Annotated in this window: 9 protein-coding genes and 1 pseudogene; 4 read left to right on the plus strand and 6 right to left on the minus strand. The window is 70.9% G+C overall.

From position 1 onward, the window contains the following. Positions 1 to 996: 996 nt before the first annotated feature. Entirely contained in the window at positions 997 to 3,042 is a 2,046-nt protein-coding gene (locus ACIBM5_RS15875) for a PQQ-binding-like beta-propeller repeat protein (RefSeq protein ID WP_396007376.1), read from the minus strand. A gap of 484 nt (positions 3,043 to 3,526) precedes the next feature. Between ACIBM5_RS15875 and ACIBM5_RS15880 the strand changes: the two genes are divergently transcribed. Continuing rightward, positions 3,527 to 4,231, plus strand: coding sequence for a hypothetical protein (locus ACIBM5_RS15880; protein WP_396007377.1), 705 nt, complete (start codon positions 3,527 to 3,529; stop codon positions 4,229 to 4,231). A gap of 38 nt (positions 4,232 to 4,269) precedes the next feature. On the opposite strand, the pseudogene ACIBM5_RS15885 reads toward ACIBM5_RS15880, so the two are convergent. From ACIBM5_RS15885 to ACIBM5_RS15900, 4 genes and pseudogenes are all read right to left on the minus strand, one after another. Further along, positions 4,270 to 4,596: pseudogene (locus tag ACIBM5_RS15885) on the minus strand (Imm21 family immunity protein); the annotation flags it as partial. A 259-nt stretch (positions 4,597 to 4,855) separates the two neighbouring features. Beyond that, entirely contained in the window at positions 4,856 to 5,713 is an 858-nt protein-coding gene (locus ACIBM5_RS15890; protein ID WP_396007378.1) for a S1 family peptidase, read from the minus strand. 1,041 nt (positions 5,714 to 6,754) lie between these two features. Beyond that, positions 6,755 to 6,898, minus strand: coding sequence for a hypothetical protein (locus tag ACIBM5_RS15895; RefSeq protein WP_396007379.1), 144 nt, complete (start codon positions 6,896 to 6,898; stop codon positions 6,755 to 6,757). Positions 6,899 to 6,926: 28 nt separating this feature from the next. After that, positions 6,927 to 7,841 carry a LysR family transcriptional regulator gene (locus ACIBM5_RS15900; RefSeq protein ID WP_396007380.1) on the minus strand — a complete coding sequence of 305 codons (915 nt, stop codon included), beginning with the start codon at positions 7,839 to 7,841 and terminating at the stop codon, positions 6,927 to 6,929. 101 nt (positions 7,842 to 7,942) lie between these two features. On the opposite strand from ACIBM5_RS15900, the gene ACIBM5_RS15905 reads away from it, so the two are divergent. After that, positions 7,943 to 8,983 (plus strand): NADP-dependent oxidoreductase, encoded by a 1,041-nt coding sequence (locus ACIBM5_RS15905; protein WP_396007381.1) that lies wholly within the window; start codon positions 7,943 to 7,945, stop codon positions 8,981 to 8,983. A gap of 902 nt (positions 8,984 to 9,885) precedes the next feature. On the opposite strand, the gene ACIBM5_RS15910 is transcribed toward ACIBM5_RS15905, so the two are convergent. Then, complete coding sequence (locus ACIBM5_RS15910; RefSeq protein WP_391589315.1) at positions 9,886 to 10,197, minus strand: chaplin; 312 nt, start codon at positions 10,195 to 10,197, stop codon at positions 9,886 to 9,888. Between the two features lie 419 nt (positions 10,198 to 10,616). On the opposite strand from ACIBM5_RS15910, the gene ACIBM5_RS15915 reads away from it, so the two are divergent. Together ACIBM5_RS15915 and ACIBM5_RS15920 are read left to right on the plus strand one after the other, a co-directional pair. Continuing rightward, complete coding sequence (locus ACIBM5_RS15915; protein WP_396007382.1) at positions 10,617 to 11,228, plus strand: hypothetical protein; 612 nt, start codon at positions 10,617 to 10,619, stop codon at positions 11,226 to 11,228. A 486-nt stretch (positions 11,229 to 11,714) separates the two neighbouring features. Continuing rightward, positions 11,715 to 11,846 (plus strand): hypothetical protein, encoded by a 132-nt coding sequence (locus ACIBM5_RS15920; RefSeq protein ID WP_396007383.1) that lies wholly within the window; start codon positions 11,715 to 11,717, stop codon positions 11,844 to 11,846. The last annotated feature ends 190 nt before the right edge of the window (positions 11,847 to 12,036 follow it).

Here is a 12,036-nt window from a genome sequence, read left to right on the forward strand (position 1 = left end):
CGCGGTCTCCGGCAAGTCGCCCAAGGACGTGCTGGACCAGCTCCAGAAGGAAGCCGAAGCGGCGGTCGCGCAGCAGAAGAGCTGACGCACCACAGCTGATCACGCTACTGGGACTGGGGACTGGGGGCTGGGGGCTGGGGACCGGGGACCGGGGACCGGGGACCGGGGACCAGACCGGGGACCAGACCGGGGACCAGACCGGGGACCAAAGACCGGAGACCGGAGCGGACGGGCGACCACGACGGTTCGGAACGCCTCGCCCGCCAAGCCGTCGACGCCGAAACACACCGACCCACCGAGACTGACGGCAACCGGCCCGCCGCCACTCACCCCGACAGCGTAGAGAGGCGTGGCGGTTCAAGACACGCGACGGTCAGCGGGTGGCACGACTCGGCACATGACTCGGTTCCGATCCGGATCAGCGTGCAGCGGAAGACGAACGCCCGTCGAGCCGGGCATCCTGGGCGGCATCGGTGTCACGCTGGAAATGGTGCGCTGCGTCTTCGAGATCGACCGCGCCGACACCGCCTCCAGCGGTCCGCGCGCCCTGGTCGGCCGCCCCGTAGGTACCGGGGCATCCGTACCACGAGCGCTGGTACGGCCGGCCCGCCCCCAGCAACCGCGGCGGCGGCGCCACTACCTACGTCGACGACACGACCAAGGCCTCCTGACACACGCTGAGGGCGGCGGGCGCAAGCGCGTACCCGCCGCAACGGCCGCCGGCGGCCACAACGGCGTGGAGATGCACAACGCCGCCGGCGAAGGCGGCAGCCTCGCCGCCGCCCTCGATCTGCTCACGGTGGACGTCGTCTGCGTTCAACGTGGTGCGGTGGCGTTCCTCGGCAGGCTGACGTTGTGCGTGGCGTGGTTGTCGCGGCGCTGTGAGCCTCCGAGCTCGAGCGCCACTCCGAATCTCGATTGCGCGACGTGTGGGGAGTCGGGACGGATGTGGTGTTGTGGATCGGTCCGCCGATTCTCGAGGGTGTAGTGCGCGGGCTATGGCGAGTCGTTTCCGGTGGTGGTGTTCAAGGCGTACACGTTCACGCCGCCGCTGACGTAGACCACGCCATCGGCGACCACGGGCGACCCGTCCGCGCCGTCGAAGGTCCACCGCATGGCCCCGGTCGCCGCGTCCAAGGCGTAGACCTTCCCGCCGCCGATGTACACCACCCCGTCGGCCACCGCAGGCGTTGTGATCTCGTTGCCGGTGTCGAAAGTCCACGCCTTGGTCCCGGTTGTCGCATCCAGGGCGTACAGGCGGCAGCCGGGGCCGCAACTGCCGACAAACACACGTCCGGCGGTCGCCACGGCCACGGACTTCCCCACGCTCCCGTCCGTGGCGGAAGCCCACTTTTGTGCGCCGGTGGCCGCATCCAGGGCGCAGACGGTGTTACCGGCACCGATGTACACCACCCCGTCGGCGATCGTGGACCAGTTGGACCCGGGGACGGGGGCGGACCACTTGCCGGTGCCGGTGGCCGCGTCCAGTGCGTACACATTCGGGTAACTGGCGAGGTACACCACCCCGTCGGCCACCGTCGGCGTCGGGCTACCGAAGGACGTGTCGCCCGTGGAGACGACCCACTTCCTGGTGCCGGTGGTCGCTTCGATGGCGTACACGGTCCCTCGTACAGCGACGTACACCACACCGCCGGCCACCACAGCCGCCGACGAGTCGATGCTTCGGTCGGCGGTGAACGTCCATTTCCCGGCCCCGGTGCTCGTGTCCAGTGCCTGCACCTTGTCGTACCGGCAGACGTACACCATTCCGTCGGCCACCGCCGGCAACACCTCGACCGCGTCGCCGGCGCTTGCCCATTTCCTGTGCCCGGTAGCCGCGTCCAACGCGTACAGCTTGTCGCTGCCGCCGATGAACACCGTCCCGCCGGCCACTGCCGGCGACCGGGAGAGCTTGCCGTCGGTGCCGTGTCGCCACCGGACTCGGGGGTCGGGGTTGTCGCGGTCGGGCAGGGCGAGGGCGGCGGCGGTGCCGGCGCCGGCCGCCGCCACGGCGCCGACACCCAGCCACAGCGCAGTGCGGCGGGTGATACGCCGGGGCGGCGGTGGGGGGTCCGCCGTCGGTCCCGGGATGCGCTTGGGCACCTGATCCGTGGCGGTGGAAGCCTGGTGCGGGGTGAGGTCGCCCAGGACGGTTGTTCCTCCCATCGCCGCTGCCGGGGTGTCGGCGTCCACGAGCGGGGCCCTGTTCGTACCCGCGCCGGGCGAGTACGCCGCGGTGGTGGGGAGTTCGCGGAGCCGGTGACGGACCTCGGCGGCGGACGCGGGCCGATGGTCGGGGTCCTTGGCGAGCAGGGCCAGGACGAGGTCGTCCAAGGCGGCGGGGACACCGTGGCGCGTGTTGCCCGGTGGTACCGGAGGCGTGTGCAGGTGGGCGGCCATCATCGCGATCATGTCGCCGGCGCGGAAAGGCGTGTGTCCGGTGAGGAGTTCGTGCAGGACGCACCCCAGGGAGTACAGGTCCGAGCGGGCGTCCCCGGGGAGTTCGCCGAACCGCTCGGGCGGCATGTACGCCAGGGTGCCGATGACCTTGCTCGATCGGTTCGTCGACGCCATGTAGCGAGCTGTGCCGAAGTCCAGGATCTTGACCCGACTATCCGTGCCGAGCATCAGGTTCGCGGGCTTCAGGTCCCGATGCACGACCCCGGCCGCGTGGGCGACCTCCAGTGCCTCGGCGGTCTGCGCCGCCCACTCCACCGCCGTGGCCACGGCGGGCGGTCCATCCCTGCGCAGAACGGTGTCCAGATCCCGCCCGGCGAGGAACTCCATCACCAGATACAGGGTTCCGTCGTCGGGGTCCTGACCCAGGTCGAACACCGTCACCACACCCGCGTGGTTCAATCCTCCGGCGGTCTTGGCCTCTCGGAAGAACAACTCCGCGCCGGAGGCGTCGTGTCGATCGTGCGGCAACAGTTTGACCGCCACCCGCCGCTCGATCACTCGGTCACGGCCCTCCCAGACCTCCCCCATACCGCCCCGGCCGACCAAAGCGACCAACTCGTACCGACCGCCCAAAACCCGCACGGTCACAACCTCCCCCGGATCGCCATCCTCGGGCCCGCCGTCACGGGACCACACCGAAGATCCCACGCCCGCCACCTGCCGGCCCATACTCCGAGCAGTGAGGACGAATCGGCAATTGTCTCCAACGAGTTCGTGGGGCACGGCCGAGCAACGTCTCGGTGTCTCGGTGTCTCGGTCGACGAGACGGTCGTCCACGATCGGCGCGGCTTCACCGCCGCGATCGTGGACATCGAAGCAGACCCGGGTACGCGTCGGCGATGGCCTGCTGCCTCCGCGCGCATGAGGGGACGTCGCCCGATCGCGCGATGCCGCCCGGGCGCGGGCCGCGGCTCAGTCGCGCGCCGCGGGAGTCAGTACCCGGACCCGCACGGAGGCCGGCCATACCCGTGCCGGGGTACCCGTCGGGGCCATGCGGCGGTCCGTGGACGGCGACCGACGGATTCCTCCCGTCCGCTAGTGCCGGGCGCGGCACTAGCCTGCGGACATGAGCTTGGATGCCGAACTGCGCGCGTTGGCGGCCCAAAAGGACCTCGCGGCCGACCTGGTGTGGCGTCTGCTTCGACACCCGCCGGCCCGTCGTGCGGTGGCGCTGCTGCGCCGGGATCTGACCGAGGCGATGATCGAGGAGATCATCGCGCTCGGCTCGGCACGTTCCCTCGCGGCCAACTGCTCCGCCGTGCCTGCCGAGGTCAGGGCTCGCTTGGCGGAGCACCCGGAGCCGGCGGTCCGGAGCGGGATCGCCGCCGGCGTCACGGACGATCCGCCGGGACTGCCGGCCCGACTGGCGGATGATCCGGATCCGTCCGTGCGGATGTTTCTCGCGATGAACGACCATCTGCCATCGGAGTTGCGAGACCGTCTGGCTGCGGATCCGGATCCCCGTGTGCGCCGGCAGATCGTCCACCACTGGCGCGACGCCCCGGAGCGGGTGCGTCGGGCCCTGATGACCGATCCCGACCCTCACGTTCGCACGGACAGTGTCCGGAAGTACGTCCCTCCGGCGGACCTGCTGCCCGTCCTCGTCGCCGACCCCGTGACCCGCGCCGCCGCCGTCGGTCATGCGGGCCCGTCGCCGGAGTTGGCCGCCGATCCCGATTCCGCCGTACGTGTGGCCGTCGCCGACCATCCGAACCTTCCCGCGGTCCTTCGTGAACAGGCGGAAGCACTCCTGGCTCGGGCCGGTCTGTAGAGCGAACGAAGCGTCCGAGGCGACCGAGAGGCCCGCTTTCAGGCTGCGGGGAGGAGCCGGACCACGCCCACCGACGCGTCGTCCCTGCACACGTGCGCGGCCCTCACGCGCCATCGGCCGGCCTCGACCGGGACGGGCGCCTGCTCGGGGAGAGCAACCCCGCCCGGACATCCGACGTTCGGTTCGATCCCGGCCATCACGGCGTCCATCAGCAGCGCGGCCCCATCGGACTCCCAGACGCCGCAGTCCTCCCACGTGGTCGCCGGATCGGCGATGACGGCTTCCGCCATGGCAAGGAGTGCGGCCTCGGAGTCGGCCCCGAGCCACCGCACGAACGCCCGCAGATCCGGTATGAAGCAGCTGCTCGCCGGCTCCCGCGGCTACCCCGACGCGCGGACGCTGCTTCCGGTCTCTTCGGCTGGCATGTGAGGGGCAGGTGACCGAGGTTTCGTACGGACTCGGTGGCAAGCCTCGCCCGCGCCCGGGGAAACGGTCTTCAGTCTCGTCGACTCGGACGGGACAGCGTCCCCCGGGACGGCGACCCCTGACGGCGGGCGGTTCCCCAACCGGCACCACACCGGCGCCCGGCGTGGGTCACCACGCGCCGGGCGCCGGCGTCTCGGCCTACTTGTGGCCGTGGATCGTCTTGTGGATCCAGTTCTTGTACGCGGTGTCGTTCGTGTACAGGCCCGGGCCCGTCGCGCAGCCGGGCTTGCCGTCGCCGTCGCCCGAGGTGGTGCCGATCAGTTCCCACCGGCCGCCGCGGTTCTTTTGGATCTGCGGGCCGCCGGAGTCGCCGAAGCAGGCCATGGCCTTGGGCTTCTGGCTGATCGTGCACAGGCGGGTGGCGTCGGTGCGGCCGTTGCACTCGGCGCTGGTGCCCAGGCGGGTGTCCAGCTCCTGGAGCCGGTTCGGGAAGACCGCGTTCTCCAGGCTGTCCGGGTCGACTATGGTGCCGAAGCCCAGGAGCCGAGTCGGCGTGCCCACCGGCCCGGCCTGCTTGGCGAGCTTGATCGGCTTCTCCTTGACCGGCCGGTCAAGGCGGATCAACGCGAGGTCGTTCACGTTGTAGCCACCATCGTCGGCCGGCTGCGAGTAGCCGGGGTGCATCACGATCTTGTCGATGCCGCGAACGGTGCCGCCCTGCGTGCGGTTCTCGCTGCCGATCCGCACCGTCCCGGCCAGTTCGATCGGCAGATCACGGTCGACACAGTGCGCCGCGGTGAGCACCCACTGTCGATCGATCAGGGTGGCTCCGCAGCCGGCGTCCACGCCCCCCGCCTTCATCGGGACGTAGGCCATGAACGGGTAACTCTGGGTGGAGTCCTGCCCGTTGACGATCGCCCCGGCGCTGCCGGCGAACGCCGTGGAGCCGAGCACGAGTGCCGCCCCCGTGGCCGCGATCGCCTTGGCGACCAGACCGCGCCGGCTGCGCGAGGTGGGGCCGGTGTCGGCGGTGGGACGCGAGGTGAATGCGCGCATGTAGTGACCTTTCGTGAAGGAAGGATCGGCCGCGGGAGGGGTGCGGCGGCCGTACCCGGGCCGAACGCTTCGCGCGTCCGGGCCCGTGCAATTCATCCTCGGTGCGGCGCGCCGCCAGAAACAGTCGGCTCGATGTCATCCTCGGTCAGATTCCGGACACGCCAGTGATCGCGGTACTCGCGGTACTCGCGGTACTCGCGGTACTCGCGGTCGACGGGCCGTCGGACACCGGTTCACCGCCCCCCGGCCGGCTTTCGGCACTGCCGCCCGGCATCCCCGCACGCCGGTTCGCGACAAGCGGCGGCCGCGCGAGGATCAGCGGGCCTGTCGGCCACTCCGCGCGTGACACGAGGATGGGTCCGGACCGGTCCGGACCGGTCGGGTCCGGTCTGGTCGGGTCCGGTCTGGTCGGGTCCGGACCGGTCGACCGTCGCGGCCACCGCATCCCACCAAACAGGTGGGGCAGGGAGCAAGGGTTTTCGGACACAAACGCCCCTCCGATACGCAGAGCAGGTCTCGACGTCCCGGCAATCTGCCGGTCGGCGATCGACACGATGGGCGGTGGCAAGTCTCGAGTGCGTCTTTTGCCGAGCACCTGGGCGGCAGGCAGGATCGACGCGGTCTCCTTCGCGTCGGTGCCTGCCGGCCTCGTGGCGCTGAAGGCCGTGGAACCACGCCTACCAGGGATTCCTGCCGGGGGGTTCTCGATCACGCTCTCGTCCAGTTGGCAACTCAGGAGCTCCGTGGTCCCCAGGCCGCACGCCGGGGTTCCATCACCCGTCGGGAAACGGTTGCACGACGTCCCGCGAGGGGCCGTCGTCGTTGCGATCGGGTGCGGACGGCGGACCCAGTCGGGTCACGAGGGTGAGTGAGGACGAATCCCCTCGATTGGTGTTTCCGGGCCGCAGGATTCGGCGAGGGTCGCCGGCGCCACACCCGGATGTCGAGAACCCGGACACAGGACCATCCGGGTGCTACTGCGGCGCGCGCGGAGGCAACCATGCAAGGCCGAGCGTTCCAGTGAGACAGCCGGAACTGCGTCTACACGGACGCCGCGCCGTGGGCGGGATCGGTTCGTGGTGCGCCCGGCCCGCGGACACCGTGCTCGGGGAACTCGATGCCCGTGATGGCGCCGGAGCCGTCCAGCCACAACCAGATCATGTCGCCGCCACGCTGCGGGATCACCACCCCGGAGCCGGAAGAACCGAACGCTTCACCGGCAGGCTGCTCGGAGTTCGCGGATCAGGGCGCGGACGGAGAGGCTGGAGGCCAGCTCCGGGGTGGTGATGTAGCCCACGGAACGGGTCGGGCGCTCGGGTCCGAGATCGGTGATCTCGATGCCGTCCGGTGCTTCGTTCAGCGAGAGCGCGGGCATGATCGCCATTCCGAGACCTCTGCTCACCATCGAGAGCACCGCTCCGTCGTCCTCGGTCAGGACGGTCGCCTTCGGAATCCAGTCCTGCTCGGCCCACCACCGGCGGGTGTAGGAGCCGCAGTTCTCGTGCCAGTCCACCAGCGGCAGGGAGCGCGGGGCGGGGTGGCCGGCCGGGTGCACCAGCGAGTAGTGCTCCTCGATGAGTACGTCGCCGATGAGCCCGGCGGGCACGAGCGAGGTGGCGCCGATCGTTGCGATGCCCACGTCCGCACGCCCCCCGGCGACCTCGCCGGCGGTGCCCGCGCCCAGTTCTCGGACGACATGCACCTCCGGTTCGATGCCGGGGTGGCGGGCGGTAAGGCGCTCCAGGACGGGCGGCAGCAGGTAGAGGGCGGCGCTACGAAAGGCGGCGATCCGCAGCGGGCCGGCGACCGTGCCCCGTTCGGCGCCGCGGGCCTCTGCGGCCAGGGTGTCCAGGAGCCGCAGGACCCGGCGGGCGTGGGCGGCAGCGGCGGTACCGGCCGCGGTGGGTGTCGCGCCCCTCCGGCCCCGCTCGAAGAGGACCACGCCGACCTTGCGTTCCGTCCCGCGTATGGAGTGCGAGACTGCGGACTGGGTCAGTCCGAGGACCTTGGCGGCCGCCGAGAAGCCGCGCTCGCGGTCGACGGCCACGAGGATGCGGAGTTCGTGCGGGGCGAGGTCGGTGGCGGCAGCCGCGGTGGGTGCCGAGGTTATCGGGGCTGAGGCTGTCATAGGGGGTCCCACCTGCTGCTATGAGGGCTCTTCATGGACCGGGCCGTTCCATGAGCGCAACCCTCTCCCCGGCTTCCGCATTCCTCCGTACGGTCGCCGTCATGACCGAGACCGCGCTCACCGTGCACCAGACCGCCCGCCCTCATGGCTTCCCCACCGCCGACCACTTCGCCTTCGTAGAGTCCGCCATGCCGGAGCCCGGTCCGGGAACGGCGCTGGTGGAGAACTTGTACTGGTCGGTGGATCCCTACCACCGGGAGATGATGGACGGGCACTTCGCGCTGAACGCTCCCCTGGAGGGCCGCACGATCGGCCGGGTCGTGGACTCCCGCGATCCGGCGCTTCGCGAGGGCGAGATCGTCTTCCACCGGCAAGGCTGGCGCACTCACACTGTCCTCACCACCGAAGAGGCGCGTGCGGTCCCCCATTTCGACGGCGTACCGCTCTCCGCGCACCTGAGCATCCTCGGCGGCACCGGCCTGACCGCCTACGTCGGTCTCACCCGCATTGCCGAACTCCGCGAGGGGCAGGACGTGTTCGTCTCGGCGGCGGCCGGTGGTGTGGGCACGGCCACCGGGCGGCTCGCCCGGCTGATGGGCGCGGGACGGCTGGTCGGCAGCGCGAGCAGGGCGGCGAAGGCCGCCTACCTGACCGAACACGTCGGCTACGACGAGGTCTTCGACTATCGCTCGGGCCCGGCGGCAGAACTGCTCGCCAAGGCGGCGCCCGAAGGAATCGACCTCTACATGGACAACGTCGGTGGTGAGCTCCTCGAAGCGGCGATCTCCTCGCTGCGGGAGTACGGACGGATCGTGCGGATCGGCACGATCGCCCAGTACAACAGCACCGGCACGCCCTACGCCCTGCGCAACCTTCCCGACATTGTCGAGAAGAGCCTGCGCATGGAGGGCTTCCTGGTCCGCAACTACCGTGATGTTCAGGAGGAGTTGTACGAGTTCGTCGTGCCGCACCTGCAGAGTGGACGCGTCACGCTCGACGAGACCGTGGTCGACGGCTTCGGCGGCATCGTGGACGGGTTCCTGGGAATGCTGCGGGGCGAGAATCAGGGCAAGATCATCGTGCGGGCGGCCGGGGCGGCCGGGGCGGCCGGGGCGGCGGGGGCGGACGGCGCGGACGTCTGACGGACCGGGGCGTGTCCGGCGCCGCAGAGGAGCGGGGATCCACCTCCGAGGATGGGGGAGGGGGTTGGACTGCGGTGTGCAGGAGCAAACTCACGAGGCTTCTCCGTTCGTTCGCGTCGCCGAGGCGGCGTCATCCGGGACCGGGAATCCGGACCGGGCCGGGCCGGACCGGACCGGACCGGGCCGAGACGGGGCGAGCCCGGCTGGGGGACATGCCGGTGGGGTCGGGCACCGTGATCGGCAGGGTGTTCCAGGTGTCGCCGGCTGCTTTCGGCACAGGACCGCGAGCCGGTGGCGGTGGCCGGGTGCGGCATGAGCGCGGTGTCGTCCACGACGGATGTGAGGGTCGGACCGGTGCTGGACGTCCGAGCGGGAAGGTGAGGCCGGGGTTCTCGGGACCGTCGGGACCGATCGCCGTCGGTGCTTCGTCCAGCGTCTCGCGTACCGTTTTCAGGACGGCCGGTCCGCCCTGCCCTGTTCGGGCGCCGGGAGGAATCTGCCCGCGTGCGGCGACCGAGCGGTCGACTCCGTCAGGGAGGTGGCCGCAGATCCGGGCAGGGCGGCCCAGTGTACGCGGTGCGGTCCCTCCGGTGACTTGACGGTGCGCAGTTCGCCCCAGGTGACGCCGACGGGGTCGAAGCAGACTCGGGTGCGGTCGAGGCGGTTGTGCATCAGCCACGCGCGCACCGGTTGGCGCCCGGTGTCATGGTCACGTCGTCGTCGCGTGTCGCGTCGAGGAAGTCGAAGCGCAGGCGGGCGGGTTGGAGCAGGCACGGGGAGAGTTCCGCGAACCGCGCGGCGGCCGGGTGCTTCCGGGTGTGCCGAGACCCCCGCGGGATGCAGGCGCGGGGGTCTCGGTGTGTCGGACGTGGAGGAACGTCCGGTGTGGCTGGTCCCTGGGGTCAGCCTCGGTGGCCTTCGTGCTGCGGCGCCTGGTGGCCGCTGTCGTGGCCCTTGTGCTCGTCGTCGCTACCGTCGACGTTGAGGCAGGTGTTGCCGATGGCGGGGTTGAGGATGCCGACGATGTTAACGGTGTTCCCGCACAGGTTGATCGGGACGTGGACCGGGATCTGGATCTGGTTGCCGGAGGCCACGCCGGGGGAGCCGACCGCGGCGCCGTCCGCGTCGGCTTCGGCGTGGGCGGCGCCCGCGCCCGCCATCAGGACGGCGGCGGTGCCGGCCATCACCATGGTGACCTTCTTGAACGAACCCACGAACACTCCCTCGTCGCCGTGGCGTCGGTCCGTCCCGACGCCCTCGTGTCGATCAACGACGCACAGGCCCGGAGGACTTCGACCTCGCCCGTTGTTCACCCGAATGCCACACACCGCACGGCACACCCCATCCGGCGCGGCAGCCCGGTCACCGTTGCCGTGCAGCACGGCGTCGTCCCCCGTGCCCGCCGCGAGGCCCGCAGCGGGCGGTCCGCGTCGTCCCGGCGTTCGAGGTGGGGTCGGCGGGAGACGCTCGTCGGACGGCGCTCGCGGAGCGGCGGCAGTGTCGAGTTGCCGACAGCAGTGGGCGGATATCTTGGCGTCCGGAAGCGTCCGGAAGCATCCGGGCGTGTCGGGTCGTCGCGTCCTGCCGGGGGCTTCCATGAAAGGGGCGTCCGGTGCCGGTGACAATGCAGGACATGGATGACGTGTTCACCCTCCTTTGCCAGGCCGTCGATCTGCTGCCCGAGGACGCCGCGGCGGACAACGGCCAGACGGTCGGGGACGTTCGCGAGGACCTCGGGCGGCGGGAGTGGGGGATGGTGCTCGGCGTTCTCGAGGAGATCGGGGATGTGCATCCCGTGTCCGTGGACTTCTGGGAGCTTCTCGCCGAAGCCGCTCGCCGGATGGCGCTCGATAGCAGTCGTCGTTGGTGTCGGTGGCGGGCCTGGGAAGTCCGGCACGGCACGATCCGGGCAACGTTGCATCTGATGGATCCGAAGGAGGGCGGACCTCGAACCGCCTTTCCCGGGGACGGTCGGCTCAGGCCGATGTGGGACATCGGTGGTGGCAGTCGCAGCACGGACGGAGAACGAGCACTCCACGTCGCGAGGCTGTGGGTGGAGTTTCAGCCACGGCTCGGCCCCGGCGAGACAGCCACCGTGCGCCTGGCCCCCCTGCACCCCGAACAGTGGCGGCACCTCGAGCCCGGTGACGTGACCTTGATGCACCAGGCGCAACCTGTCGCGGACCCGACCCCCGCAGACGCCGGCATCGCCGAGATCATCGAGATCCTGCTGCCTCGCGTTTGACGCCACCGCACCGGGCGGGCGCGAGATGCCCGCGGCGCGCACCGCCGTCGGCCGCCACCAGGGCTCACCGTGAGCCCGCCGGAGCCGGCACGGTAACCGGGCGACTCGCCGATGCGGGATCCCTCCACCCCCAATCCGAACACGGACGGGCAACGGCCGGCGCCGACGCACTCCGGCGACCGCATGGCCGAACTTCGAGGGCAGTATCGGCAAAGGCCTCTCGCGGACGATGAGTTACGGACAGACACGATCTCGCCCGTACGCTCCTCCGCACACCACCCCCCGGGGCGGCCGATCGGCCCCCTTTGGCCCGACCGGGCTCGTCGAGGAGGTTTCCTGCCTGCGGGTCGGCTTGGTTCTGGCGATCGCGCAACCGGAGCGGGAACACCGCCACGAGGATGCCGTCGTGTTCAGCCGAGCGTGTTGCTCGGACGCCGCGCACCCGCCCGCCCGAGGCCAGGGGTCGCGGCGGGCGCTGGGATGGCTGTGTCTGGTCGACGACCGCTGCCCGAGGACCTCGGTGCCGTCCCGGACGAGACGGCCGCGCAAGAACTCGGCCGCCTGACGGCCGAGATGCCCTGGCTGTACCAGGTCGACCACCCCTCCGGTATCGATTGATCCCGCACCGTGCCCGGGCTGCGCCGTCGCGGCCGCCCGGTCGTCGGCCCTCGGAGTGTCCCGGTTTTCGGGAACGGGAAGTCCGTTGCGGGCACACGCGTTTCCGTGATTCCCGCATGGTCCCGAGCCCGAGACATGTCCCGGTCGGCCGTATGACGTCGTGTGCCCGCTCTCTCGATCGGGACCCCGG

Source organism: Embleya sp. NPDC050493 (assembly GCF_044458105.1).
GTDB lineage: Bacteria > Actinomycetota > Actinomycetes > Streptomycetales > Streptomycetaceae > Embleya.

What these genes read in the sequence shown, in the direction of transcription:
- ACIBM5_RS15880 (WP_396007377.1), top strand. Translation starts at nt 3,527, where the DNA reads ATGAGCTTGGATGCCGAACTGCGCGCGTTGGCGGCCCAAAAGGACCTC.
- ACIBM5_RS15890 (WP_396007378.1), bottom strand. Translation starts at nt 5,713, where the DNA reads ATGCGCGCATTCACCTCGCGTCCCACCGCCGACACCGGCCCCACCTCG.
- ACIBM5_RS15900 (WP_396007380.1), bottom strand. Translation starts at nt 7,841, where the DNA reads ATGACAGCCTCAGCCCCGATAACCTCGGCACCCACCGCGGCTGCCGCC.
- ACIBM5_RS15905 (WP_396007381.1), top strand. Translation starts at nt 7,943, where the DNA reads ATGACCGAGACCGCGCTCACCGTGCACCAGACCGCCCGCCCTCATGGC.
- ACIBM5_RS15915 (WP_396007382.1), top strand. Translation starts at nt 10,617, where the DNA reads ATGGATGACGTGTTCACCCTCCTTTGCCAGGCCGTCGATCTGCTGCCC.